The 25911-nt window shown below is 65.0% G+C and carries 27 protein-coding genes and 1 tRNA gene; 19 read left to right on the forward strand and 9 right to left on the reverse strand.

The window, feature by feature from the left end; translation table 11 throughout:
- Positions 1-2: 2 nt before the first annotated feature.
- From E4K64_RS17775 to E4K64_RS17785, 3 genes are all read right to left on the reverse strand, one after another.
- Positions 3-2174 carry a GumC family protein gene (locus tag E4K64_RS17775; RefSeq protein ID WP_135164676.1) on the reverse strand — a complete coding sequence of 724 codons (2172 nt, stop codon included), beginning with the start codon at positions 2172-2174 and terminating at the stop codon, positions 3-5.
- A 201-nt stretch (positions 2175-2375) separates the two neighbouring features.
- Positions 2376-3419 carry a zinc-binding dehydrogenase gene (locus tag E4K64_RS17780; protein ID WP_135164677.1) on the reverse strand — a complete coding sequence of 348 codons (1044 nt, stop codon included), beginning with the start codon at positions 3417-3419 and terminating at the stop codon, positions 2376-2378.
- Positions 3420-3432: 13 nt separating this feature from the next.
- Entirely contained in the window at positions 3433-4098 is a 666-nt protein-coding gene (locus tag E4K64_RS17785; RefSeq protein ID WP_028138822.1) for a class I SAM-dependent methyltransferase, read from the reverse strand.
- 225 nt (positions 4099-4323) lie between these two features.
- Here E4K64_RS17785 and E4K64_RS17790 point away from each other — a divergent pair, with 225 nt between their 5' ends.
- Both E4K64_RS17790 and E4K64_RS17795 read left to right on the forward strand, forming a co-directional pair.
- Entirely contained in the window at positions 4324-4650 is a 327-nt protein-coding gene (locus E4K64_RS17790; RefSeq protein ID WP_126260248.1) for a hypothetical protein, read from the forward strand.
- A 441-nt stretch (positions 4651-5091) separates the two neighbouring features.
- Positions 5092-5355 carry a hypothetical protein gene (locus E4K64_RS17795; protein WP_126260247.1) on the forward strand — a complete coding sequence of 88 codons (264 nt, stop codon included), beginning with the start codon at positions 5092-5094 and terminating at the stop codon, positions 5353-5355.
- A gap of 129 nt (positions 5356-5484) precedes the next feature.
- Here E4K64_RS17795 and E4K64_RS17800 read toward each other — a convergent pair whose 3' ends face one another.
- The 3 genes from E4K64_RS17800 to E4K64_RS17810 form a co-directional block, all read right to left on the reverse strand.
- Positions 5485-6381, reverse strand: coding sequence for a hypothetical protein (locus E4K64_RS17800; protein WP_135164678.1), 897 nt, complete (start codon positions 6379-6381; stop codon positions 5485-5487).
- Positions 6382-6430: 49 nt separating this feature from the next.
- Entirely contained in the window at positions 6431-6787 is a 357-nt protein-coding gene (queD, locus tag E4K64_RS17805) for a 6-carboxytetrahydropterin synthase QueD (RefSeq protein WP_126260244.1), read from the reverse strand.
- 411 nt (positions 6788-7198) lie between these two features.
- Positions 7199-8116 (reverse strand): LysR family transcriptional regulator, encoded by a 918-nt coding sequence (locus E4K64_RS17810; RefSeq protein WP_135164679.1) that lies wholly within the window; start codon positions 8114-8116, stop codon positions 7199-7201.
- A gap of 141 nt (positions 8117-8257) precedes the next feature.
- Between E4K64_RS17810 and E4K64_RS17815 the strand changes: the two genes are divergently transcribed.
- The 6 genes from E4K64_RS17815 to E4K64_RS17840 are packed head-to-tail and all read left to right on the forward strand — an operon-like array spanning position 8258 to position 12820.
- The gene (locus E4K64_RS17815) at positions 8258-9268 is read left to right on the forward strand and encodes an ABC transporter substrate-binding protein (protein ID WP_135164680.1); all 1011 of its coding nucleotides are present in this window, start codon (positions 8258-8260) and stop codon (positions 9266-9268) included.
- 5 nt (positions 9269-9273) lie between these two features.
- Positions 9274-10008 (forward strand): pyrimidine utilization protein B, encoded by a 735-nt coding sequence (gene rutB, locus E4K64_RS17820; RefSeq protein WP_235884701.1) that lies wholly within the window; start codon positions 9274-9276, stop codon positions 10006-10008.
- Complete coding sequence (gene rutC / locus E4K64_RS17825) at positions 10005-10391, forward strand: pyrimidine utilization protein C (protein ID WP_131871789.1); 387 nt, start codon at positions 10005-10007, stop codon at positions 10389-10391. Before rutB ends, rutC begins: the two co-directional genes overlap by 4 nt.
- A gap of 1 nt (position 10392) precedes the next feature.
- A complete protein-coding gene (locus tag E4K64_RS17830; RefSeq protein WP_063816662.1) occupies positions 10393-11190 on the forward strand; it encodes an ABC transporter permease in 798 nt (265 codons plus the stop codon).
- Positions 11191-11222: 32 nt separating this feature from the next.
- Positions 11223-12014: a pyrimidine utilization protein D gene (rutD, locus tag E4K64_RS17835; RefSeq protein WP_135164682.1), complete on the forward strand. Its 792-nt coding sequence runs from the start codon at positions 11223-11225 to the stop codon at positions 12012-12014.
- Positions 12011-12820: an ABC transporter ATP-binding protein gene (locus E4K64_RS17840; RefSeq protein ID WP_135164683.1), complete on the forward strand. Its 810-nt coding sequence runs from the start codon at positions 12011-12013 to the stop codon at positions 12818-12820. Before rutD ends, E4K64_RS17840 begins: the two co-directional genes overlap by 4 nt.
- Positions 12821-12936: 116 nt before the next feature.
- On the opposite strand, the gene E4K64_RS17845 is transcribed toward E4K64_RS17840, so the two are convergent.
- Together E4K64_RS17845 and E4K64_RS17850 are read right to left on the reverse strand one after the other, a co-directional pair.
- Positions 12937-13013: transfer RNA gene (locus tag E4K64_RS17845), tRNA-Arg, on the reverse strand.
- Between the two features lie 291 nt (positions 13014-13304).
- Positions 13305-14798, reverse strand: coding sequence for a sensor histidine kinase (locus E4K64_RS17850; RefSeq protein ID WP_135164684.1), 1494 nt, complete (start codon positions 14796-14798; stop codon positions 13305-13307).
- Positions 14799-15161: 363 nt separating this feature from the next.
- Between E4K64_RS17850 and rpmH the strand changes: the two genes are divergently transcribed.
- The 11 genes from rpmH (at position 15162) to dapE (ending at position 24984) form a co-directional block, all read left to right on the forward strand.
- Positions 15162-15296, forward strand: a complete 135-nt coding sequence (rpmH, locus tag E4K64_RS17855) for a 50S ribosomal protein L34 (RefSeq protein WP_008542748.1) — start codon at positions 15162-15164, stop codon at positions 15294-15296.
- A 27-nt stretch (positions 15297-15323) separates the two neighbouring features.
- Complete coding sequence (gene rnpA, locus E4K64_RS17860) at positions 15324-15737, forward strand: ribonuclease P protein component (protein WP_135164685.1); 414 nt, start codon at positions 15324-15326, stop codon at positions 15735-15737.
- Positions 15738-15753: 16 nt separating this feature from the next.
- Positions 15754-17601, forward strand: a complete 1848-nt coding sequence (gene yidC, locus E4K64_RS17865; protein ID WP_167772086.1) for a membrane protein insertase YidC — start codon at positions 15754-15756, stop codon at positions 17599-17601.
- A gap of 156 nt (positions 17602-17757) precedes the next feature.
- Positions 17758-18411 carry a ribosome biogenesis GTP-binding protein YihA/YsxC gene (gene yihA / locus E4K64_RS17870; protein ID WP_135164687.1) on the forward strand — a complete coding sequence of 218 codons (654 nt, stop codon included), beginning with the start codon at positions 17758-17760 and terminating at the stop codon, positions 18409-18411.
- Positions 18411-18776, forward strand: a complete 366-nt coding sequence (locus E4K64_RS17875; protein WP_135164688.1) for a DUF423 domain-containing protein — start codon at positions 18411-18413, stop codon at positions 18774-18776. Before yihA ends, E4K64_RS17875 begins: the two co-directional genes overlap by 1 nt.
- A gap of 113 nt (positions 18777-18889) precedes the next feature.
- The gene (gene argB / locus E4K64_RS17880) at positions 18890-19777 is read left to right on the forward strand and encodes an acetylglutamate kinase (protein WP_126260238.1); all 888 of its coding nucleotides are present in this window, start codon (positions 18890-18892) and stop codon (positions 19775-19777) included.
- A 197-nt stretch (positions 19778-19974) separates the two neighbouring features.
- On the forward strand, positions 19975-20961 hold the full coding sequence (locus tag E4K64_RS17885) for a DUF1036 domain-containing protein (protein WP_135164768.1): 987 nt from the start codon (positions 19975-19977) through the stop codon (positions 20959-20961).
- A gap of 223 nt (positions 20962-21184) precedes the next feature.
- On the forward strand, positions 21185-21877 hold the full coding sequence (locus E4K64_RS17890; protein ID WP_135164689.1) for a pyrimidine 5'-nucleotidase: 693 nt from the start codon (positions 21185-21187) through the stop codon (positions 21875-21877).
- Positions 21878-22109: 232 nt separating this feature from the next.
- A complete protein-coding gene (gene dapD, locus E4K64_RS17895) occupies positions 22110-22955 on the forward strand; it encodes a 2,3,4,5-tetrahydropyridine-2,6-dicarboxylate N-succinyltransferase (RefSeq protein ID WP_126260235.1) in 846 nt (281 codons plus the stop codon).
- 230 nt (positions 22956-23185) lie between these two features.
- Positions 23186-23809, forward strand: coding sequence for a DUF805 domain-containing protein (locus E4K64_RS17900; protein WP_135164690.1), 624 nt, complete (start codon positions 23186-23188; stop codon positions 23807-23809).
- Positions 23806-24984 (forward strand): succinyl-diaminopimelate desuccinylase, encoded by a 1179-nt coding sequence (dapE, locus tag E4K64_RS17905; RefSeq protein WP_135164691.1) that lies wholly within the window; start codon positions 23806-23808, stop codon positions 24982-24984. Before E4K64_RS17900 ends, dapE begins: the two co-directional genes overlap by 4 nt.
- A gap of 164 nt (positions 24985-25148) precedes the next feature.
- Here the strand turns inward: dapE and truA are convergent, their stop codons facing one another.
- Positions 25149-25886, reverse strand: a complete 738-nt coding sequence (gene truA / locus E4K64_RS17910; protein WP_167772100.1) for a tRNA pseudouridine(38-40) synthase TruA — start codon at positions 25884-25886, stop codon at positions 25149-25151.
- Between the last annotated feature and the right edge of the window lie 25 nt (positions 25887-25911).

Here is a 25911-nt window from a genome sequence, read left to right on the forward strand (position 1 = left end):
CGTCAAACCGCAAGTCCCAATGCGCCGCCGTCGGGGTGCGGCGCCTGCGAGCCGGCAGGCGCATGATTGACGACGAGCCCCGTCGGCACGGTCTCGTACCGCGACAGCGCCGTGGTCACCCGGCGCATCGCCGCCGAACCGAGCTCGCCGGCGCGCGCCACCAGGACGATCAGGTCGGCATGCGCCGCCAGCGCGATGGCATCGGGCTGCAAGGCGAGATTGCCGGCATGGACGATGATCAGATCGAACTCCGAACGAATATCGTCCTCAGGCCTCGCATCGGCCTTGCGGCCGGCGCTCAGGAGCTCGTCGATCGACTGCAATCCCGCCGTGGTCGAACCATCGTTCCATTCCGTCACCGGCGGCTGGTGACCTGCGAATTCCCCCTGCAGCCGGATCAAGACGCTCATCATGCCGCGTGTCACCGCGGCCCGATTCAGCGAGCGCGCAACGGTGTTGCCGCCGGCGCTCTTGCCGACCGACAACACCAGGGCGACCTTGCAGCCACGCACCGGCACGCGATCGATCCGCTCGAGCAGCGGCCGCAGATAGGCACCGAGATCAAGCTCGCCGGGGGAAGCGATCGGTTTTTGCCAGACGGTGCTGGTCGCGGTCGCGGACAAAAGATCGGGGATGCGGGCCCAGACCGGAAGCCGCGGCATCGCTTCCGGCCGGGCAGCAGCCGGAGGCTGAGCTTGCGGCGGGGCTTGTGGCTGGAGCTGAGATTGGACTTGCCGAGCCTGCGTGTTCGCCACGGCTGCCTGCATGGGAGCCTCGGTCGGCGCGGACTGATCGGACATGCTCGTCGTCACCGCAACGGCAGCGGTCGACGTCAGCAGCGAGCCGATCGCCAGCGCCGCCAGCAGCAGTGCGAGCGGCGGGCGCGTCGGGCGCAGCGGCGGAATGGCAGCCGAAGCGATCTTGGTCTGCGAGGCCTGCAGCTGACGCTGCTCGTTGGTGGTTTTGAACCGCGACAGGAACTGCTCGTAGATGTTCCGGTTGGCGTCGGCGTCGCGCTGCAGCTCCTGCAGCTTCACCAGCGCCTGCCCGTCGACCAGCATCTGGGTCTCGACCGCCTTGAGCTGCTTTTCCAGCGCTCTCTGCTGCTCCAGCTGAGCCTCATATTCGGACTTCGCCGTTTCGATGTTCTTCTTCCGCTCGGACTCGATCTGCCGGTTGATATCGGCGAGCTGGCTGTACGAGATCGCGAGATCGGGATGGCGCTCGCCGTACACCGCCTTCTTCTGCGCGATCTGGTCATTCAAGGTCGAGCGCTGCGCCCGCAGCATGCTCAGGAGGTCCTGCTTCACCGGCCCTTCGACATTGGCCTTGAGATCGCGCTGCACCTGGTCGTAGCGCGCCTTGGCTTCCTCGGTGCGAAGACGCGCGGCGGAGACCTGCTGATTGAGATCGGTCACCCGCAATTGCTGCGTGGTGGAATCCTTGCCGGCGTTGAGGATCTTGTGCTCGAGCCGGAAGGCGGCGACGGCGTCTTCCGACGCGCGCAGGCGCTCGTTCAACGCCTTCAGCCGGTCCTTGAGCCAGTCTGCGGCCTCGTCCGTGGCCGCGGTGCGGACGCGGCCCTGGCTGGCGACGAACGCCTCGGCGATGGCGTTGGCGTAGTAGGCGGCGCGTTCCGGGCGGTTCGAGGTGAAGGAAATCGCAATGACGTAGGTGAGCCCGCGGCGCGTGATCTCGAGGCGGCTGCGGAATTTTTCGAGCAGCCGCGTCATGTCGGTATGGCCGCCCGCGATGTCATCGTCGTCGGCGATCTTGAGCTGCTCGATCAGGGGGCGGAGAAAGCCGTCCGATTTGGCGATCTCGATCTGGCTCTGAAGCGCCGCGGCGTCCTGGCCGATGCCCGGCAGGACGTCCTGCTCCGTGGTGATGCGCAGCTCGCGGGGATCGAGCACGACCAGGGCCGTCGCGGCATAGCGGACCGGCAGAACCATGAGAACGACGACGCCGAGGGCGAACAGTGCCAGCGCCAGCGTCAGAATGCGCCGGCCGTTCTCGCGCAGGAAAAAGAGTGCTCCGGAGACGGTCAGCGATCCCTTGATCAGCGCCGGCGCGGCGCTGTCGGGCCTCGTCCGCGCAGCCTGCGGCGTTTCCCACGAAGCCGCTGGCTCCGTCGGGGCGATGCTTCGCGGAGATGCGCGGCTACCGAACGCCATGGGATTGGACTCGAAATCAACTGACTGTCGCAGCTCAGAGGCTTGCTACACCGTAAATATCCATGGTTAACCGGCGGTTACGGCCGGCGGCGCAAAGCGGGCACGGCTACGCCGGCGACCAATGCCGCCTGCCGTGGAGGACGCCGCATTTGCGGGGGGCATTCGGTGAGCCGGAACCCCTCACCCGGATCGCATCCGCGCTCAGCTGATGTTCAGCAGGATTCGGCCCGACGTGCCGCTGCGCATCAAATCCAGCGCGTTGTTGACGTCGTCGAGCGCGAACTGATGGGTCACGATGCCGCGGTAGTTCACCTTGCCGGCGTCGCTAAGGCGAACGAGGCGCGGAATATCGCGCGCCGGCTGGCATTGCCCGCCTTCCGAGCCCTTCAGCACTTTCTCGAAGTGGAGCGGCAGCGTGTAGATCTCGGCCTTCTCGCGGGGCACGCCGACCAGGATGCAGCGGCCCTTCTTGGCGGTGATCTCATAGGCGAGCTCGATCAGATTCTTGACGCCGGTGGTCTCGACGACCTTGTCGGGTCCATCGGTGCCGGTGATGGACCGAATTTCGGCGGCGACATCCTTGACCGCTTCGGAGTTGATAGTGTGGGTGGCGCCGAACTGCTTCGACATTTCGAGCTTGTTGTCGAGGCGGTCGATCGCAATGACGGGATAGGCGCCCACCATCGCGGCAAATTGCACGATGTTCAATCCGACGCCGCCGACGCCGAACACGACCACGGCTTCGCCGATGGCGATCTGCGCATCGTTGTTGACGACGCCGAGCGCGGTCGTCACGGCGCAGCCGAGCAGCGGCGCGCTGGTGCGGTCGATCGAGGCCGGAACCGGCGTGACGCGATTCTCCGACACCACGGCATATTCGTTGAAGGTGGTGACCCAGCCGGCATTGAGACGCTTGCCGCGCCAGAAATAGGCCGGCGTGTTGGACTGGATGCCCCTGCCCGGCCGCCAATGCATGACGACGGTGTCGCCCTGCTTGCAGGAGACCACGCCCGGGCCGGTCTCGACGATCGTTGCCAGCGCCTCGTGCCCCAACAGGTGGGGCAGGAACTTGTCGACGCCCTTGACCGCGTCGATCTCGTTGATCTGCGCGCCGCAGATGCTCGACGTGTGCACGTGCGCGAGCACCTGGCCGTGTTCGAGCCTGTCCGGCAAGGTGAACTCGTCGACGATCAGCGGCTTGCCCGATTCGACGAGGATGGCCGCCTTGGCAGTCTTGATGTCCATGAGGGGCGCCCGATCACTCGAAATAGATGAATTCGTAATCGCCGGTGTAGCCGAGCTTGCCGTACAGCCAGATCCATTCCGAGGTGTGCAGGATGGACTCCGCCGTCAGCGCCCAGCATTCAAGGTTGTGCAATTCGGCGACGGTCCGGTAGCCCTCGACCATGACGTATTTGTTCTTGCCGACCCGCTCGATCTCCTTAAGCGCCGCCTCGAGCTCGTACAGCCGCAGATTGTGCAGGGTGCCGAGCGAGATGACGAGGTCGAAACTGTCGTCGCCATAGGGATAGATGTCCTGGGCGCGATAATTGAAGAGGTAGGGCTTCACCTGCTCGTGCGCATTGGCAAGACCGTGCTTGGAGATGTCGAAGCCGACGACCTTCAAGCCCGGCAGGATCTTCTGCATCTCGTAGAGCAGGAAGCCCTTGCCGCAGCCGACGTCGAGCACGCTGGATCCGTCCTTCAGACCATAGGTCTCGATCAGCGCCTTGGCGACCGGCGCCCAGCGCCCCTCGATGAAGCGGTAACCGCCATAGCCGAAGCGGCGGTCGCCGTCCCAATAATCGGCCTCGTATTCCCGCGCCTTCAGCGAGCAGCCGATCTTGTCGTCGTTCATGCGGGCCATGTAGTCGCGCTTGGTCGCCGTATGCAGTGGCGTCACGATATTCAGGAGTCGTCCCATTGAGTCCTCTGATTCCAGGCGCGTTGCGATTGTCGCGACCGGCCGGGAAGGCTCGGTTCGCAACTTGCGAATCCCTTTAGCATCTGCGGACGCGATCATCATTGCTTCAGATCAATGACGTGGAGCTGCGCCGGCAGCCGGCATCGGTTGCTGCCGCCGGCAGCGACACCAGGACGCATGGAACGAGAATGCGGGGCGCGGCGTTCGCCGCAAGGGAGTCCCATCATGCCGACCAAGCCGACCATCGCCCGCATCTGGCGCGGCCGTACCCGCCGCGATCTCGCCGACGCCTACCAGGCCTATTTGCAGGCCGAGGGCATTCCGCCGCTGCGCAAGACCGCGCTCGGCGTCCAGCAATTGCGCGAGGACCGCGACGAGGAGACGTGGTTCACGACCATTTCCTATTGGGCGGACATCGCGGCCATGACGGCTTTCACCAAGGGCGAGCCCACCAAGGTCCACCATCTCGCGCGCGACGCGGAATTCCTGATCGAACTGCCGCAGCGTATCGAGATCCACCGCATCCTGATCGACGAACAGGGCTTACGGTGAAAGACTGAGCCACGGAAGCCGAAGCTCGCATCGCCGCCAAATTGCAGGCTGCTTGCTGCAGCACAACAAGTTCCCCTCCAGGCCCGGCTAAAGCATGACGGGATGAAGCTTGATTGCCGCGATGACGGAGGTGCACTCCCTCGCCCGCCTGCGGGAGAGGGCTGGGGAGAGGGTGTCTCCTCAATGGGACAATGCCCAAGAGGAGAAAGCCCTCTCCCGGCGCGCGGGACGATGCTTCGCATCGCCCGAACGCGCCGACCTCTCCCGGAAGCGGGAGAGGTGAACGAGCCTGCGGCAATCGGTTCAACCTTAAGCCACTCCGCTCTAGCGTGTCCCGGCGGGCGAACTCGCAGGAGCAGCTCGGAGGCCGGCGTCATTCACGGGAACGCCTCGTCGCCCTTCGCAATTGACTCTTCGTCAGGCACGACAACGGAAACAGCCATGAAGAACATCAGTGCCGGCCAGATCGCCCTGCTGGTTGCCCTCGGAGCCATGTTGATCCTCACCGGCGTCTGGGGATTTTCAGTCTGGGAATCCAGCAGCGGCGTCGAGATGGGCAAGCACGGCTGGATCGCGCTTGGCCTCGGCGCTTTCTTCTCGCTGCTGATCGGCTGTGGGCTGATGGCGCTGATGTTCTTCAGCAGCCGCAGCGGTCATGACGATGTCGCCGATCCCTTCCGCCGGCGGGACGGCGAGGACAGCTAGCTGCATCGTGTCGCCTCGCCTTTGTCATTGACGCCGTCGATGACCTTTACGTCGGACCGCTGCGCAGGCGTCCCATAACGGAGACCATTGCGGCTCCCGGGCGTGCGCAGCGAGGCTGCACCCGGACACTTACAACTTTCCATAGACCCGCCCGGCGACCGCCTTCAGGCGTTCGACCGAGCCGGACTCCGGATGCGGCTTGACCGGTGCGAACAGGATCGAAGCCTGCCTGCCGTTCTTCCAGACGAAGATGTTGACGGCGTTGCCGTTGCCCTTGGTGCAGGAATGCTCGCCGAACGCTTCACCGCCGAGCTCGGGTATCGCCACGTGCTTGCAGGGACCGGCGCGCTTCATCATGCCGATGGCAGTGTCGCGCGAGGTCGCGATCACCGCGACGATCATGGTGTTGGCCTCGCGATCGAACATCATGCAGCTGCCCGCGCCGGTCCGCTGCACCGTCAGCGTGCTGCTGTCGAGAAAGCCGTCGGCGTCGGCGGCCGTGAGCCATTCGCAGTTGCCGAAGCGCTCGCTGCTCTTGCCTACGCTTCCGATGGCAATGCGCGCGGCTTCGCTGAGCGGTCCGAGCAGCGCATCGTCGGCCCGCCGGCCGATCGGATAGACGGTGAGCTGGAGAATGTAATCGCCGGACAAGGCGACGACCGAGGCCTCCTGGCGCTCCGCGCCGGCGGCGCTCGTTCCGCCCTGGCCTTCGTCGCCGATCCCCGTCACTGCGCTCAGCGGCATGCGCTCGCCCAGCGTCTTGACGAAGGTCGCGTACAATTCCCTGGCGCGGTCCTTGTCGGGATTGCGGAACACGGACAGCATCATCGTGTCGCCGCGCCCGGCCTGGTAGATGCAGCCGCGTCCGTCCTGATTTGAGATCAGCGACCATTTGAACGCCGGCATCGCGCGGGCGAGCTCCTGGGCGCTGATGAACGGGCAGGTTTCCGCCGCGCGCGCGGGAAGCGCCGCTGCGATTGCAAGGAACAGAACGAGGCTGCAGAACAGACGATCGATGGTACGCATGGGACGTACTTACTACCGAAACGGCGCGCCGGGAACGATCGAACCTCCGTCACTGCCCCTGATATTCGGCCCAGCAATCCGCCGTTTCATAGACGCGGACCGCCGAGAGCTGCCGAAGGCTCGGCTTCAACCGGTCCCAGATCCAGATCGCGATATTCTCGGCGGTCGGGTTCTCGAGCCCTTTGACCTCGTTCAGGCAGCGATGGTCCAGCGCCTCCAGGATGTCGGCGAAGCATTTTTCGATATCGAAGAAATCCGCGACGAAGCCGGTGTGCGGGTCGACCGGCCCGTCCAACTGGACCTCGACCCGGTAGGAATGACCATGCAGCCGGCGGCATCGATGGGTCTCGGGCACGTTCGGCAGCCGATGCGCCGCCTCGAACTTGAACGCCTGCGATATCTTCATTCCGCTCCTCACACGGCGAAGCCATCCGGTCTCGGCCCGTCTGGCGACCAGATGCTGCTTTGTCCTGACCTTCGTCGAAGAATGGCGCGCCCGGAACGATTCGAACGTCCGACCCTCAGATTCGTAGTCTGGGCTAAACCATTGATTTTGCGTCGACTCGTTACCGTCAGAAAGGACTAAGCACATAAACGTTCGGCTTTTCAACCTCTTTGGATTCGACGGTTACCGTGGAAGAAGGAAGAGCGTTCATCGGGATGAAAGGAAGTTCCCGCGGGCTAACGTCTAGGCTTTGGCGTCCAGCGCGATCAGGTCTTCATCCTCCACGCGTCCTCCTCGCCAGCGGGGATGGCCTCGGGGCCCTTTGGAAAAGATCACGATGTCTGTATCGGCCGATGTTGTTCGTGACTGTCATCAGCCGGAGACCGTACGCTCGCGAATCTCCTGAGCCCCGGAAAGAATGCCGCGCTGGAGCGCGCGTGCGGCAGGCGAGAGATCGCGGCCGATGCGCCAGATCAGATAGAGCTCGCGCTCGATCACGGGCTCGACCAGCTTGCGCCAGGTGAGCACGGGATGGCTGGCCTCCGGCCAAGCGAGACTCGGCAACGGTGCGACGCCGACGCCGGCCTCGACCAGCGCCAGCAGCGTCGCCGGATGCTCGGCCTCGTGGATCGGCATGCCCTGACCGAGATCGGCGACGCCGCGCTCGATCTCGAGCCGGATTCCGGTGCCTGATGCCATCACGACGAGGCCGGCCTTCGAGGCTTCCGCCCAGCTTACGGCGTCCCGCGCGGCGAGCGGATGGTCGCGGCGCATCACCAGCGCGAAATTGTCGACGAGCAGTCGTGAAGCATCGAGCTCAGGATCGTCGCCCGGGACGTTGGCAATGCCAAGATCGACGTCGCCGCCGCGCAGCGCGGCGAAGATCTGATGCCGCGAGATCTCCTTCAACGTCACCGCGACCATCGGATGCTCGCGCTGGAACGCGGCGAGCACGCGCGGCATCAGCCGCAGCGCGACCGACGGCACGCAGGCCACCGTGACGTGACCGCGGCGATGTTCGCGCAAATCGCGCAGATCCTGAAGTTGTCGATCGAGATCGGCGAGCAGGCGCTGAATGCCCGGCATGAAGTCCGCGCCGACCTTACTGAGCTGAAGCCTTCGCGTGGTGCGGTCGAGCAGCCGCACGCGCAGGCCGTCTTCTAGCTGGCGCAGCAACTGGCTGACAGCGGATTGCGACATGCCGAGCGACCGTGCCGCGGCACTGAAGCTGCCGGTCTCGACAACGCGGACGAAAACGCGGAGCTGCTTCAGGTCGAGCTGATCTATCATCTTTCCTTATAAATATATCTCTCTATTCCAGATTGCTAATGAAAATCTCCAATGCAAGGATTTTGTGCGAAGACCGGGAACGATCAGAATTGGGCACAATGGGAACTAACCTACTGTTCCAACAAGCAAAAGGATTGGGACGTGATCAACCGACGCGACCTCATGAAATACTCGCTGCTGGGCGCAGCAACGGCGCCACTGGCCGGCCTCTCCACCCCGACCTTCGCAGCCGGCAAAGTGGCAATCGCCGAAGCACTGCGGCTCGGCATGTACAACTCGCTTTATGTCGCGGCTGACAAGGGACTGTTCGCCAAGCATGGCCTCGATGCCGACCTCTCCACCGCCGGCGGCATCGCGCTGCCGGTGCCGATTCTGCTTTCAGGGCGCAGCCAAATCGGGGTGACCAGCCCGGGCATGTCGGTGAATGCAGTGCGCGAGGGCGGCAAGATCAAGAACATCGCCAAGATCGTCGGCGGCGTGTCGATGTGGGGCATTGCGAAACCCGACAGCAAGATCAGGACGATCGAGGATCTCCGCGGCAAGACCATCGCGACGCTGAAATTCCCCTCTTCGACGATCCAGGTGCCGACCTATGCGATCAAGACCATCGGCAAGTTCGATCCGAAGGAGGCCGGCGTCACGTTCCTCGAACTGCCTCCGGGCGCGCAGGCCGCCGCGGTGAAGGACGGCCGCGCCGACATCGCTACCGCCTTCGAATGGGACGTCAGCATCGCCGCCGAGCAGTTCGGCCTCGTGCCGGTGCTGTCCTTTGCCGATGCGCTGGGATCGCTCTGCTTTACCACCGCGATGGCGACGGAAGAGACGATCGCGAGCAACCCGGCCGCCATCCAAGGCTTTTGCAATGCGATCGCAGAAGCGCAGAAGCTGATGCACGAGAACAACGCTGTTTTCACCGAGGTCGCCGAAAAATACTTCCCGAAGGTCACACCATCTGTCGTCGCCAGCGCAACGAAGAACTTCTTCGGCTCGAAGACCGCGATCCCGCGCAACCCGACCATCTCCGCCGACGAATGGGACCGCGCGATGCGGCTCGAACAAGGCGGCGGCGCAGTGCAATCCGCACTCCCCTATACGCAGATGGTCGATAACCGTTTCGCCGAGCAGGCGACCAGGCAGTTCGGTCTCGCGTGATGATCGTGAACACCTCCGACGCGCGCGAGCAGCGCTTTGTCACGCTCCCGGCGCGGCCCGAGCCGCTCCGGCTCGCGGTCGACGAGACGGCCGTGGTCGTCGTCGACATGCAGAACGCCTATGCCTCGCCGAACGGCTATCTCGACCTCGCAGGCTTCGACATCTCCGGCGCCAAGGCCGCGATCGCGGCGATCCAGGACGTGGTGGCGGTCGCGCGGGGCGCCGGCGTCCCCGTGATCTTCTTCCAGAACGGCTGGGACGCCGACTATGTCGAGGCCGGTGGACCGGGCTCGCCGAACTGGCACAAGTCGAACGCGCTGAAGACGATGCGCAAGCGGCCCGAGCTGCAAGGCAGGCTGCTCGCCAAGGGCGGCTGGGACTATGCGCTGGTCGACGAATTGCAGCCCAAGCCCGGCGACATCGTGGTACCCAAAACGCGCTACAGCGGCTTTTTCAACAGCCAGTTCGACAGCATTTTGCGCGCCCGCGGCATCCGCAATCTCGTGTTCTGCGGCATCGCCACCAATGTCTGCGTGGAATCGACGCTGCGCGACGGCTTCCATCTCGAATATTTCGGCGTGATGCTGGAGGACGCAACGCACCAGGCCGGTCCCGACTACATCCAGAAAGCCTCAATCTTCAACGTCGAGACCTTCTTCGGCTGGGTCTCGTCCGCGAGCGATTTCCGCCGCGCCTTTGCCCAGACCGAAGCCGCTCCAGCACAAGAGGATACGCCATGACCGACCGCGCCATCATTCCGCCGGGCACCCACGCGCCCATCGCCCCGTACTCGCCGGGCATGATGGCCGACAACGTCATCTACGTCTCGGGCACGCTGGCGTTCGATTCGAACAACGACGTCGTCCATGAAGGCGATGCCGCCGGCCAGACCCGGCACATTCTCGAGACCATCAAGCGCGTGCTCGAGACGGCGGGGTCGAGCCTTGCAGACGTTACCTTCAACTCGATCTTCATCACTGATTGGGCGAACTATGCGGCGGTCAACAAAGTCTACGCCGAATATTTTCCCGGCGAGAAGCCGGCACGGTACTGCATCCAGTGCGGCCTCGTGAAGCCCGCCTGCCTCGTCGAGATCGCCTCGATCGCGCACAAGAGGGCGTGAGGTGGCCGTGCTCGATGCAGGCCAGGCCGCAGTGACAGGCGCGCGGTTCAAGCTGCCCACCGCAGCTCGGATTGCGCTGCTCCAGATCGCACTATTGGTCGCACTGCTGGCGGCGTGGGAGCTTGCGATTCGCCTCGGCTTCATCGCCGTCTATCTCTACGGCCAGCCGAGCGGCATCATCGCGAAAGCGGGCAAGCTCATCGCCAGTGGCGAGTTGCTCCGCGACGCCGGACTCACCGCATGGGAAGCCATCGCCGGCTTCCTGATCGGCACGGTGCTCGGCAGCGCTGCGGGATTGTCGCTATGGCTGTTCCCGACCGGCGCGGCCGTGCTGCGGCCGTATCTGATCGCGCTCAACGGCCTACCGAAAATCGCGCTGGCACCGCTGATCATCGTCTGGTTCGGCATCGGCCTCTCCTCGAAGATCGCGATCGCGGCGATCATCACCTTCATCGTCGCGGTCATCACCGCGCTCCAGGGCGCCAAGGAGGTCGACGCCGATCTCGTCAAGCTGCTGCGCTCGCTCGGCGCTTCGCGCTGGAAGACCTGGCGCACCGTGATCGTGCCCGGCGCGATGCCGTGGATCGTCGCGGCCTTCCGCCTCAATGTCGGCTTTGCCCTGATCGGCGCCGTCGTCGGCGAGTACATCGCCTCGAAAGAGGGCCTCGGTTACATGATCTACTATGCCGGCGTGCTCTACGACCTCAACGCGGTGTGGGTGGGCATCGCGGCGCTGATGGCGGTGGCGCTGCTGATGTACGCCGCGATCGACTTGATCGAGCGGCGCCTGCTGTCCTGATCCGAAACTCATCACTCAATAGCTGGGACGTCATGGCTTTTGCACGCGGCAAGGATGCCGAGATCTATTACGAAGTTCACGGGCACGGTACGCCGGTTTTGCTCTCGGCCGGCATGGGCGGCAGCGGCTCGTTCTGGGCGCCGCAGCTGGATGCGCTCACCGAGCGCCATCAGGTCATTCTCTATGATCACGTCGGCACCGGCCGCAGCGCACGAAGCGATCGCAGCATCGCCGGCATGGCGGACGACATCGCCAGCGTGCTCGACCATGCAAACGTCGGTGCCGCGCATGTCGTCGGCCACGCCATCGGCGGCATTGTCGGCATGGAGCTGGCGCTGCGTCATCCGAAACGCCTACGCAGCCTCACCATCGTCAACGGCTGGGGCCGCGCCGATCCGTTCCTGCGGCGCTGCTTCGAGATCCGGAAAGCGCTGCTCAACCAGTCCGGACCGCAAGCCTATGTGCGCGCGCAGCCGCTGTTCCTCTATCCGCCGCAATGGATCTCCGAGAACATCGTCCATCTCGACGCGGAGGAAGAACGCATCCTGAAACACTTCCCCTCCGTCGCGACGATGAACCAGCGCATCGACATGTTCCTGGCATTCGAGGGCGGCCGGCGCCTCAAAGAGATCAACGTACCCACGCTGCTGTCGTCCGCAAAGGACGACGCGCTGGTACCGGCCTATCTCACCCGCGAGCTTGCCGCTTCCATTCCCGGTGCGCGCGTGCACGAGGTGGGTTGGGGGGCGCATGCCTTCAGCGTGGTCACACCGAATATCTTCAACGACACGCTGCTCGACTTCTGCAGGGAGGTGGACCGATGAACGCGCTCGCGCAGAATATTGCAGGCTCGGAGCTGATCGTGCTGCGCGCCGAGAATGTCGGCGTCACCTTCGAAGGCGCCGGCCATCCGGTCGAGGCGATCCGCAAGGTGGATTTCGAGCTGCGCCGCGGCGAGACGCTCGCGATCGTCGGCCCCTCCGGCTGCGGTAAGTCCACGCTGTTCAACGCCATCGCCGGCCTGCTGCGGCCGACCCGAGGCCATGTCGAGGTCGGTGGCCGCCGCGTCGACGACGCCGCGGGCCATGTCGGCTACATGCTGCAGAAGGATCTGCTGCTGCCGTGGCGCAGCGTGCTCGACAACGTCATGCTCGGGCTGGAGATCCGCAAAACGCCGAAGTCGCGCGCGAGAGAGATCGCGCTGGGGCTGATCAAGGCCTATGGCCTCGCCGGCTTCGAACAGGCCAAGCCCGCGGCGCTCTCCGGCGGCATGCGCCAACGCGTCGCCATCATGCGCACGCTCGCGTTCGATCCCGAAGTGATCCTGCTCGACGAGCCGTTCTCGGCGCTCGACTTCCAGACGCGCCTGCTGATGCAGGCCGACGTCTCCCGCATCATCGCCGAGCGCGGCAAGAGCGCGATCCTCGTCACTCACGATATCGGCGAAGCCATCGCCATGGCCGACCGCGTGCTGGTGCTGAGCGCACGGCCCGCCACGGTGCGCGCGCTACACGTGATCGAGTTGCCGCGGGAGGGCCGCGATCCCGCCGCGCTGCGCACCGATACAGCGTTCCAGCATTATTTTGCTAAGATCTGGGCCGACCTGGAGAAGCCTGCCGGCGTCGCGTGAGGCGAGCCTACCCCTGTGTCGGGCCGGGCACTCGGGCCTTGAACGTTGTGGCCTTCAATCGGGCAAAAGGCTCAGCGCGAGGAATTGTACGCTGTTCTGCACTGAATGGCCGAAAATGGCGCGCCCGGAACGATTCGAACGTCCGACCCTCAGATTCGTAGTCTGATGCTCTATCCAGCTGAGCTACGGGCGCGTGTTTCGCAAACAGCGCGGGCATAGCCCGCGACGCAGCCCCCGGCGGAGCCGGAGGGGGTGCGAAAGAGCGCTCTGACTAACCGCTCTCGTCCCGATTGGCAAGATCCGGAATGGGGGTATTTTCGCGCATTTCCGCATCTCAGCTCGTCATTCCGGGGCGCGACGAAGTCGCGAGCCCGGAATCCATAACCACCAGCTGGGGTTATGGATTCCGGGCCTGGCCCTTCGGGCCATCCCGGAATGACGGACATCATGGGAATCGCCCCGTCATCACTCGGCCGCTGGCCGACTAGGCCCGCTGCCGCTCGTTGCGGATGGAGAGCAGCTCCACGGGGCGGTCGGGGATCACGATGCGGAAGGTGGCGCCGATGGTGCCTTCGACCAGGTGGATATCGCCGCCATGGGCGCGGACCAGCTCGGCGGCGATGGCGAGGCCCAGCCCGCTGCCGCCGGGACGCCCGGAGGTCTGGAACGCCTCGAACAGGTGCTCCCTGGTCTTCTGGGGCACGCCGGGACCGGTGTCGGAGACCTCGATGATCGCGACGGCGCCTTCGCGCTTTCCGGTGATCCGGATCTGCTGCGGGCCGCCGTCGCCGGAGGCATGACTCTCCAGCGCCTGGGCGGCGTTGCGAACGAGGTTGAGCAGCACCCGGAACAGCTGATCGGGATCGGCATCGACCGCCAGCCCGCGCTCGATCGCGGCGACCCAGGCAATCGAGGCATCGGAGGCGAGGCCTGCGGTCTCGCGCACCTCCAGCACGACCGGCTCGATCAGGATCATGCGGCGGTCGGGCGCGGCCTCCTGGGCGCGGCCGTAGGACAGCGTGGACTGGCAGAAGGCGATGGCTCGCTCGAGCGAGCGCACCAGCTTGGGCGCAAAGCGCTGCACCCGCGGATCCGGCACGCTGGCGAGCTGGTCCGACAGCAGCTGGGCCGAAGCCAGCAGATTGCGCAGATCGTGGTTGATCTTGGACACGGCGAGACCAAGGGCGGCGAGCCGGCTCTTCTGATGCAGCATCGACATCAGATCGCGCTGCATGTCCGACAATTCACGCTCGGCGACCCCGATCTCGTCGCTGCGTTGGCTCGGCACGATGATTCCCGCCGAGCTTTCGGGATTCTCGTGGAAGCCGACCAGGCTCGCGGTCAGCCGCCGCATCGGGCGCACGAAGAGATAGTGAAGCGCGAGATAGACCAGGCCGGCGGTCAGCGCCGCGATGATCAGCGCGACCACCACGAGGTTGCGGGAGAAACGGTACATCTGCTGCCGCAGCGGCAGCTCGTCGGTGACGATCTCCATGAACTGGGCCGTGCCGACGCCGGGCCCGACGATCCGGATGGCCTGGTTGCCGGTCTCCAGCATCATCCGGAACGAGCCGGTGATCGCCTCCCACGCCGTCATGTCGCGCAGGTCGATGTCATGCTCGATGGTGGCTGGAATGTTGTCGCTGGCGAGCAGCCGGCGCTGCTGGCCCATCTTGATGGCAACCGCGCGGGCATTGATGCTCTTCAGAATCTGGCGCGACAGCGAATCGGGAACCATGCCGAGCGGCGCCGCATCCAACACCAGCGCCGCGGTGTTCGCCGCCGCGACGCGGTCGTTCAGCCGGTTGACCCAGAAGTTGGCAATGGCGGGCACGTAGAGCAGGACGGCCGCGATCATCACCAGGGGCACGGTCAGCAGCAGCAGCTTGCCCGACAGCCCGAGCCCGCCGCGGGAGCGCATCACCGGCTGCTCCGGCTGATCCTGATCCTGGATCGGCTGGCGGTCTGTCGCTGCCACGAAATTCGCCCTCGCTGCCTGGCGGGTGAAGGATTGGCGGTAGAAGGATGCGACCCGGCCCCGGCCCGGTCAAATTACAGATCGCTAATCTGCCGAGGTGGGATGTAAGCGCTGATATCGCGAGTCGCCACCTCAAGGGTTAAAAACCCCGCACAAACAGCGATATTCACGAGAATCGCGCGCTTGTGCGGCGTTGACGAAAACAAGGCGCTCGCTTATAAGCCGCGCAAATTGTCCGCGATGACCCGGTGCGACGCCGGGAGCGGCTCTCTTGGGGCCGGAAAAGGGCCCGTTTTGGGCCGCATCTTCCGGACTTTACCATCAATTCTACAGGCAAATTGCCCGGTCAGCGGAGAAAAACCCGTGAAGCGGACTTATCAACCCAGCAAACTGGTGCGCAAGCGCCGTCACGGCTTCCGTGCCCGTCTCGCCACTGCCGGCGGCCGCAAGGTTCTCGCCGCCCGCCGCGCGCGCGGTCGCAAGCGTCTGAGCGCCTGAGCCAGACCCCCTTTTTGGGATTTCATCATGGATCGGCTGAGGCAGCGGGCGGATTTCCTCGCCGTTGCCAATGGCGCGCGGGTGAATAGTCCCGCGTTCGTCCTGCAAAGCCGTCCCCGCGATGACGGCGGCCCGATCCGGATCGGCTTCACCGTTACCAAAAAGAACGGCAACGCTCCCGAGCGCAATCGCATCCGGCGCCGGCTTCGCGAATTGGTGAAGCGGCTCGATCCGGTGTCGATGCCGCCCCATCATGATTATGTGCTAGTCGGCCGAAGGGACGCGCTCTCGCGCCCCTTCGCCACCATGCTCGACGATCTGCGCATAGCGCTCACGAAGCCCGCGCGGCATACGGCCAAAGGACCCGCGAAGGGACGCGGCCCCAGGACTGACCATACGAGATCCAGTCCCGCTCCTGCTGCCAGCAGCAAACCCGATTGATGACGAGACAATAGTGATGACCGACAATCGCAATACCATCCTCGCCGTCATTCTGTCGGGCCTGGTGCTGATCGCCTGGCAGTATTTCTACAACGTGCCGCAGATGGAGAAGCAGCGCGCCCAGCAGCAGGCGCAGGCCGAGCTCCAGAAGGGTACGCCGCAGCCGACCGCCTCGGCGACCCCGGGCAGCGCGCCGCAGCAGCCGGGCAACGCGGCTCAGCCGGCAACGCCGGCCGCGAACCAGGCCCAGCCTGTCGTTGCCCGCGATGCCGCGATCGCGGCCAGCCCGCGCGTCAAGATCGAGACGCCGCGGATCGCCGGCAGCATCTCATTGAAGGGCGGCCGCATCGACGACATCGCGCTGGTGCAATTCCGCGAAACGGTCGACCCGAAATCGCCGCCGATCATCCTCTATTCGCCCTCGGGCACCGCCGAGCCCTATTACGCCGAGTTCGGCTGGGTGGCGGCGACGGGCGTGACGGCGAAGCTGCCGGGTGCGCAGACCGTCTGGCAGCAGGAGGGCAGCGGCAGCCTGACGCCGACGACGCCTGTGGTGCTGAAATGGGACAACGGCGAGGGCCTCACCTTCCGCCGCACCATCGCGGTCGACGACCATTATCTCTTCACGGTCAAGGACGAGGTGAGCAATGTCGGCAATGCGCCTGTCACGCTCTATCCGTTCGCGCTGATCTCGCGCCACGGTGCGCCGCAAGTCTCCGGCTACTACATCCTGCATGAAGGCCTGATCGGCTATCTCGATGGCTTGCAGGAATATGCCTACAAGAAGATCGACGAGACCAAGTCGGTGAACTTCAAGGCCACCAATGGCTGGCTCGGCATGACCGACAAGTACTGGGCCTCGGCGCTGCTGCCGGACACCAGCGCGCAGCTTCAGGCGCGCTTCTCCTCGAACCCGGTCGGCAACGTCCACACCTACCAGACCGACTATCTGCTCGATCCCGTCACCGTTGCGATCGGCGGCACCGCGACCGCGAATGCGCGGCTGTTCGCCGGCGCCAAGGAAGCCGGCGTCGTCGGCATCAATTTCCCGCTGGCCGGCCACGGCGGCTACAACAAGGAGCTCGGCCTCAACCATTTCGATCTCTTGATCGACTGGGGCTGGTTCCACTTCATCACCAAGCCGATGTTCATCGGCCTCGATTTCTTCTTCCGCTTCTTCGGCAATTTCGGCATCTCGATCCTGCTCGTGACCGTGATCGTGAAGCTGTTGTTCTTCCCGCTGGCGAACAAGTCCTACGCCTCGATGGCGAAGATGAAGTCGGTCCAGCCGCAGCTTCAGGCGCTGAAGGAGCGCTTCCCCGACGACAAGGTGAAGCAGCAGCAGGAGATGATGGAGATCTACCGCAAGGAGAAAATCAATCCGGTCGCCGGCTGTCTCCCCGTGGTGATCCAGATCCCGGTGTTCTTCTCGCTCTACAAGGTGCTGTTCGTCACCATCGAGATGCGGCACGCGCCGTTCTACGGCTGGATCAAGGACCTCTCGGCGCCGGACCCGACCAACCTGTTCAACCTGTTCGGGCTGATCCCGTTCGATCCGACCACGATTCCCGTGTTCGGCTATTACCTCGCGCTCGGCATCTGGCCGATCATCATGGGCATCACGATGTGGTTCCAGATGAAGCTTAACCCGACGCCGCCGGATCCGACGCAGCAGATCATCTTCAACTGGATGCCGCTGATCTTCACCTTCATGCTGGCAGGCTTCCCCGCGGGCCTCGTGATCTACTGGGCCTGGAACAATTTGCTCTCGGTGATCCAGCAGAGCTACATCATGCGCCGCAACGGCGTGAAGGTGGAGCTGTTCGACAATCTCAAGGCGACGTTCGCGCGGAAGGCGACGTAGGTCCCTCACGATCGCGCCCCGTCATGCGGGGCGCAAGAGCCTCCACATCGTCATGCCCGGGCTCGTCCCGGGCATCCACGTTTTGGAAGCGCGCCCAGTAACAAGACGTGGATGGCCGGGACGAGCCCGGCCATGACGAAAGGATAGAGTCTTCGCATGACCGACGACAAAGATGCGAAGCTGATCGAGGCCGGGCGCAAGCTGTTCGCCCGCGACTGGCAGTTCATCTGGGCCTCGCCCTCGATCCAGACGCTGCCGCCGATGGCGGGGCTGGAGGTCGCCTTTGCCGGCCGCTCCAATGTCGGCAAGTCGAGCCTGATCAACGCCCTCACGGGGCGCAACGCGCTGGCGCGCACCTCGCACACGCCGGGCCGCACCCAGGAGCTGATCTTCTTCGAGGTCCCAGGGAAGTCCGACCTGCGTCTCGTCGACATGCCCGGCTACGGCTATGCCAAGGCACCGAAGAGCCAGGTCGCGTCCTGGACCGAGCTGATCCACAAATTCCTGCTCGGACGCGCCTCGCTCGCCCGCGTCTACGTGCTGATCGACGCGCGCCATGGCCTCAAGGACGTCGATCTCGAAGTCCTGGGCACGCTCGACCGCTCCGCCGTCAGCTACCAGATCGTGCTGACCAAGGCCGATCAGGTGAAGGCGTCCGAGTTGCAGGCGCGCATCGCCGAGACCGAGGCTGCGCTGGCCAAACATCCGGCCGCGTTCCCGAACGTGCTCGCGACATCGTCACGCAGCTCGACCGGCATGGAGAGCCTGCGCGCCGCGATGGCGAAGCTGCTGGAAGAGCGGAGCAAGTAATGGCGGCCCATCGCCTCCTGATTGGGCTTGCCGGATTGATGGGCGCCGCCGGCGTCGCGCTGGCCGCGGTCGCCGCCCACGGCGCGGATGCGAGCCGGCTGGCCACGGCGAGCACCATGCTGCTGTTTCATGCAACCGCCATACTCGCCGTGATCGCCGTGCTCGCGCGCGGCCTTCTGCACGGCGGAATTGGCCTCGTCGCCGCGCTCGGCTTGGCGAGCGGCGCCGCGCTGTTCGCGGGCGACCTCACCTTGCGGCAACATGCCGGCCATTCGCTGTTTCCGATGGCGGCGCCGACCGGCGGAACGATGATGATCGCGGGCTGGCTGGCGGTGACGCTGGCGGCGGTGGTGGCGAGGAAGTAGCGCTCTCTCTTACCCTCCCCCTCCAGGGAGGGTAAGAGCGAACACCACGCTTTGCGCCGCGCCCGCCAATCGGATAGAACGCGCACCGACCGTTCCGCCAGCGAGACCGCGACATGACCGACATCTCCCCGCTCGACCAGGCCCGCATCCTGTCCGAAGCGCTGCCGCACATGCAGCAATATGACGAGGAAACCATCGTCATCAAATATGGCGGCCATGCCATGGGCGACGAGGAGACCGCCAAGAACTTTGCCCGCGACATCGTGCTGCTCGAGCAGACTGCGATCAATCCCGTCGTGGTGCATGGCGGCGGACCGCAGATCGCGACCATGCTGAAGCGCCTCGGCATCCAGTCGGAATTCGCGGCCGGCCTGCGCATCACCGATGCCGCGACCATCGAGATCGTCGAGATGGTGCTCGCCGGCTCGGTCAACAAGCAGATCGTCGGCTACATCAACGAGGCCGGCGGCAAGGCCGTCGGGCTGTCGGGCAAGGACGGCAACATGGTGAAGGCGTCGAAGACGACGCGCACCATCGTCGATCCGGGCTCGAACATCGAGAAGGCGATCGATCTCGGCTTCGTCGGCGACCCGGAGAAGGTCGATCTCACGCTGCTCAACCAGCTGATCGGCTACGAGCTGATTCCGGTGCTGGCGCCGCTCGCGACCTCCAAGGAAGGCCAGACGCTCAACGTCAACGCCGACACCTTTGCCGGTGCGGTCGCCGGCGCGCTGAAGGCGAAGCGCCTGTTGCTGCTCACCGACGTGCCGGGCGTGCTCGACAAGTCGAAGAAGCTGATCCCGCAATTGTCGGTCAAGGACGCGCGCAAGCTGATCGCCGACGGCACCATTTCCGGCGGCATGATCCCGAAGGTCGAGACCTGCATCTACGCGCTGGAGCAGGGCGTCGAAGGCGTGGTCATCATCGACGGCAAGATGCAGCACGCAGTGCTGCTCGAGCTCTTCACCAACCAGGGCACTGGAACGCTGATCCACAAGTGATGCGGAAGACGCCAGGCACGAAAGCCGTCATGCCCGGGCTTGTCCCGCCTACGCGGCCGAAGCCGCTTCGGCGCGGCGAAGGCCCGGGCATCCGCGACCTTTCCTCTCTTGGCAAACGCGTGGATGGCCGGGTCAAGCCCGGCCATGACGAACGGAGAGAGCGACGACCCAGCCGCTCCCGCCTCACCCGCTTCCTGATGACGCTGCCGGCCGCGGCCGTCTCGTTGTTCTTTTCCTCCGCCCCCGCCTTCGCCGACCTCAAGATCTGCAACCGTATGTCCTATGTGGTCGAGGCCGCGATCGGCATCGACGACAAGGCGGCGACCGCAACGCGCGGCTGGTTCAGGATCGACCCCGCCACCTGCCGCGTGGTGGTGCAGGGTACGCTGATCGCCGACCGCATCTTGCTCCACGCCCGCGCCCTCGGCGTCTATGGCGCCTCCCCGATCCCGCAGAGCGGCAGCGACATGCTCTGCGTCGCCCAGGACAATTTCGTCATTGCGGCGGCCCGGCAATGCCGCAGCGGCCAGGCCCAGGCCGCATTCACGCAAGTGACGCCGACGCAAGGCGCGGACGGCAACCTCGTTGCCTACCTCGCCGAGGATTCCGAATATGACGACGAGCAGGCGCGGCTCGCCGGCATCCAGCGGCTGCTGGTGATCGCAGGCTATGACGCCGCGCCGATCGACGGCGTCGACGGGCCGAAGACGCAGGCCGCGCTGGCCGCGTTCCTGAAGAGCCGCGGCCTGTCGTCGGACGTCGTGGGCTCGCCAGGCTTCTTCAAGACCATGGTCGATGCGGTGCAGACGCCGTCTGCGACCGGCCTCACCTGGTGCAACGACACGCCGCACAAGGTGATGGCGGCGATCGCGACCGACGACGGCAAGTCCTTGACCAGCCGCGGCTGGTATCGCATCGATCCCAAGACCTGCCTGCATCCCGACGTGACCGGCCAGCCGAAACAGATCTTCAGCTTCGCGGAGGCCGTCGACGCCGACAACCGCACCGTCAAGCTGAAGGACAGGCCGCTGAACTGGGGCGGCGACAGGCAGCTGTGCACGCGCGAGACCAAGTTCGAGACCAATGAGCAGACCGATTGCGGCGCGCGCGGCTTTTCGGCGACGGGCTTCGGCGCGGTCGACATGTCGAGCGGCGGCAAGACGCTGCGGTTTGCAGTGCCGTGATGGTGATGGTGATGGTGATGACGCCTCGCATTTCGCCGTCGTCCCCGCGAACGCGGGGACCCATAACCACAGGATTTGGTTATAGCACGAGATGGCGGTTATCAGTCTTCGCCAAACCACTCCCAGGGGTTATGGGTCCCGGATCGGCGCTCACTTCGTTCGCTTGTCCGGGACGACAGCGGCGAATGAGGCTGCGTCCGCTGGCAAAACGTAGAGATCTGCAATGACCTCCCCCCGCAGCTTCGACCATGTCGACACCTGGGTGTTCGACCTCGACAACACGCTCTATCCGCATCACGTCAACCTGTGGCAGCAGGTCGATGCGCGGATCGGGGAGTTCGTCTGCAACTGGCTGAATGTCGGCCCGGACGAAGCACGCAACATCCAGAAGGACTATTACCGTCGCTTCGGCACCACCATGCGCGGCATGATGACCCTGCATGGCGTTTCCGCCGACGACTATCTCGCCTACGTCCACAAGATCGACCACTCGCCGCTGGAGCCGAACCCGGCACTCGGCGAAGCCATCGCAAGATTGTCGGGGCGCAAGCTGATCCTGACCAACGGCTCGGTCGACCATGTCGATGCGGTGCTGGCGCGACTCGGCTTCGCCTCGCATTTCGACGGCGTGTTCGACATCATTGCCGCCGAATTCGAGCCGAAGCCCGCGGCGCAGACGTATCGGAAATTCCTCTCCGACCATTCGGTCGACCCGACCCGCGCCGCCATGTTCGAGGACCTCGCCCGCAACCTCACCGTCCCGCACGCGCTCGGCATGACCACGGTGCTGGTGGTGCCGGACGGCACGAAAGAGGTGGTGCGCGAGGACTGGGAACTGGAGGGGCGGGACGCTGCCCATGTCGACTACGTCACGGATGATCTGGCGGGGTTCTTGGGCAAGCTGTCTCCCAAGTAACGATGTCGTCCCGGGGCGCGATGCGAGCCCGGGACCCATAACTACAGGATTTGGTGACGAGCGAGCTCGCAACTCCAAGTCCTCGCCAAACGACTGCCTGTGGCTATGGGTCCCGGGCTCGCGCTTCGCGCGCCCCGGGACGACGGCGGAGTATGCCTTGACTCCGTCCCCCCAAATCCCGAAAAAGCGCTCCAATTCACGCGAAACCACGCCTTCCCCAGAGGAAATCCCGATGTCCCTTGCAGCCCTCGAATCCACCATTAACAGCGCCTTCGACGCGCGCGAGACCATCTCGACCTCGACCAAGGGCGAGGTGCGCGAAGCCGTGGATCAGGCGCTGGAGACCTTGGACAAGGGTGAGGCGCGCGTTGCCGAGCGCGGCGCTGACGGCAAGTGGAAGGTCAATCAATGGCTGAAAAAGGCGGTGCTGCTGTCGTTCCGCCTCAACGACATGGGCGTCATCAATGGCGGCCCGGGCAAGGCGACCTGGTGGGACAAGGTGCCCTCGAAGTTCGAGGGCTGGGGCGAGAACCGTTTCCGCGATGCCGGTTTTCGCGCGGTGCCCGGCGCCGTGGTGCGCCGCTCGGCCTTCATCGCCAAGAACGTCGTGCTGATGCCGTCCTTCGTCAATCTCGGCGCCTATGTCGATGAGAGCACCATGGTCGATACCTGGGCCACCGTCGGCTCCTGCGCGCAGATCGGCAAGCGCGTGCACATCTCCGGCGGCGCCGGCATCGGCGGCGTGCTCGAGCCGCTGCAGGCCGAGCCCGTGATCATCGAGGACGATTGCTTCATCGGTGCGCGCAGCGAGGTCGCCGAAGGCGTGATCGTGCGCAAGGGCGCGGTGCTGGCGATGGGCGTGTTCCTGGGCGCCTCGACCAAGGTCGTCGACCGCGAGACCGGCGAGGTCTTCATGGGCGAAGTGCCCGAATATTCGGTGGTGGTGCCCGGCGCCCTGCCCGGCAAGCCGATGAAGAACGGCCAGATCGGCCCCAGCACCGCCTGCGCCGTCATCGTCAAGCGCGTCGACGAGCGCACCCGCTCCAAGACCAGCATCAACGAGCTGCTGCGGGACTGATCGGAACCACGCGCCCACATCTATCCCCGTCACCCTGAGGTGGCCGCCCCTTCGGCGGCCCTCGAAGGGCGACGGCCCCGCTGCCGCAACACCTAGGCCGTTCATCCTTCGAGGCTCCCGGCGCGATGCTTCGCCGTTGCGCGGGGATGACGGGTTTGTACTGTATCGAACCCACCCTCCCTGCATCGCGACCAATCTTCGGGCGGCCCGTCCTGCCCGGAGCCCCTCGGATGCGCTGGACCTGGTATCTCTTCCGCTTCGACGGCCGCATGGGCCGCGCCGGGTTCTGGTGCAGCCTGATCTTTGTCCTGTGCGGCATGATCCTGCTGGTCTTGCTCTGCCTGGGCGTCATGTCCGCGCTCGGCAGCGAGGTCAAATCCTTCAATCTGAATGCTGACGACGTCTTCAAGATCGTCGATCCCGCGGCCTATCGATGGTCGCTGCTGGACAATTTGCCGGTGCTGCTGCTCAAGCTGGCCGCAACCGCATTGACGCTCTGGATCGATCTCGCGATCATGGTGAAGCGCCTGCATGACCGCGACAAGAGCGCGTGGTGGCTACTCGCGTATTTCGTGCTGCCGGGGCTGTTCAAGCAGTTTGCAGATACTCTTCCGGACACATATTGGATGCTGCCGATCGCGCTCGCCAGCATGGTCCTGTCCATCTGGGGCTTCATCGAGACCGGCTTCCTGCGCGGCACCAAAGGACCCAATCGGTTCGGTCCCGATCCGGCGGCCGAGGTCGCTTCCGCATCGTCGCGGGCGGGACAGGGCTGGGACCAGGGCCGCGAGACCGAAATTGTCCCGCCCAGTGCTAGCCCACCCGGCGGCATGCATGTTAAGCGGGGCGGATGACCGATGCTCTGTCCATTGCCCGCGATCTCATCCGCTGCCCCTCGGTAACTCCGGCCGACGCCGGTGCGCTCGGAGTGCTCGAAAAAGCCCTCGGCGCCGCCGGCTTCATTTGCCATCGCGTGACCTTCAGCGAGGAAGGCACCGCCGACGTCGACAATCTCTATGCGCGGATCGGCACCGAAGCTCCGCACATCACCTTTGCCGGCCACACCGACGTGGTGCCGCCCGGCGACGAAGGCGCCTGGAGCGTCGGTGCGTTCTCCGGCGAAGTGAAGGACGGGGTCCTGCACGGCCGCGGCGCGGTCGACATGAAGGGCGGCATCGCCTGCTCGGTCGCGGCGGTGCTGGAGCATCTCGCCGCCAACGGCGGCAAGCCGCGTGCCGACGGCCAAAAATCAGGCTCGGGCTCGATCTCATTCCTGATCACGGGCGATGAAGAAGACGTCTCCATCAACGGCACCATCAAGCTGTTGAAATGGGCCGCCGAGCGCGGCGAGAAGTTCGATCATTGCGTGCTCGGCGAGCCCTCCAATGTCGAGACGCTCGGCGACACCATCAAGGTCGGCCGCCGCGGCTCGCAATCCGGCACGCTCGTCGTCGACGGCGTGCAGGGTCACGTCGCCTATCCGCACCGCGCCTCCAATCCGGTGCCGGACATTTCGCGGCTGATCGTGGCAATCTCCGACGAGCCGCTCGACCATGGCAGTGCGCAGTTCCAGGCGTCCAATCTCGAATTCGTCTCGGTCGACGTCGGCAACAAGGCCTTCAACGTCATCCCCGGCGAAGCCCGCGCCAAGTTCAACATCCGCTATAACGACAATCACACCCAGGCGAGCTTGCGCGAGCTGGTGGAGACGCGCCTCGCCAAAGCCTGCGGCAACCGCATCAAGGCCCGCATCGTCTGGGAGCCCTCGAACTCGAACGTGTTCGTGACCAAGCCAGGGCCCTTCACCGATCTCGCCGTCGCCGCGATCGAGGAGGTGACCGGGCGCAAGCCGGAGCTGTCGACGAGCGGTGGCACGTCGGATGCGCGCTTCATTGCGAGCTATTGCCCGGTGATCGAGTTCGGGCTGGTGGGGCAGACCATGCACCAGATCGACGAGCGCGTGCCGGTTGCCGATCTGGAGAAGCTGACGAAGGTGTATCGCGGGATACTGACAAGGTATTTTGGGTGAGGCCCGACTGCGGCCTCACATTCCGCTGTCGTCGCCCGGCTTGACCGGGCGATCCAGTATTCCAGAGACAGCAGTGATTGAACCGAGAAGCCGCGGCGTACTGGATGCCCCGGTCAAGCCGGGGCATGACAGCGGTGGGTGTAGCGTGAGGGCGCGCCTCGCGTTTAATAATCCACCTTCATCAGATACAGGCCCTCCGGCGGCGCGACGATGCCGCAGGCGGCGCGGTTGCGTGCGGCGAGCGCTGCGGAGAGATCGTCGGCGGTCCAGCGGCCCTCGCCGACCCAGACCAGCGATCCCACCATCGAGCGGACCTGGCTGTGCAGGAACGAGCGCGCCGAGGTCACGATGATGATCTCGCGGCCGTCGCGCATCACGTCGAGCTGATCGAGCGTCTTCTCCGGCGACTTGGCCTGACACTCGGCATCGCGGAAGGTGGTGAAATCGTGCTTGCCGAGCAGGCGCTGGGCTGCCGCATGCATCGCCTCGGCATCGAGCTTGCGCGGCACGCGCCAGGCGTGGCCGACATCGAGCGCGAGATTGGCGCGGGTGTTGATGACGCGATAGCGGTAGTGCCGCTTCACCGCCGAGAAGCGTGCCTCGAAGCTGTCGGGCACGATCTCGGCCTCTAACACCGCGATCGGATGCGGGCGCAGGTGCGCGTTGAGCCCGTCGCGAAAACGGCCCGGCGGAAACTGCTTGTCGACGTCGACATGCGCGACCTGGCCGCGCGCGTGCACGCCGGCATCGGTGCGGCCGGCGCCATGCACCCGCAGATCCGCCCCCGTCATCGCCTTCACGGCCGCTTCCAGCGCGCCCTGCACCGAGGGCAGCGTGTCCTGCACCTGCCAGCCGAAAAACGGCGCGCCGTCATATTCGATGGTGAGCTTGTAGCGGGGCATTTTATCCAGTTTCACTGTCATTGCC

The organism is Bradyrhizobium frederickii, assembly GCF_004570865.1.
Taxonomy (GTDB): domain Bacteria; phylum Pseudomonadota; class Alphaproteobacteria; order Rhizobiales; family Xanthobacteraceae; genus Bradyrhizobium; species Bradyrhizobium frederickii.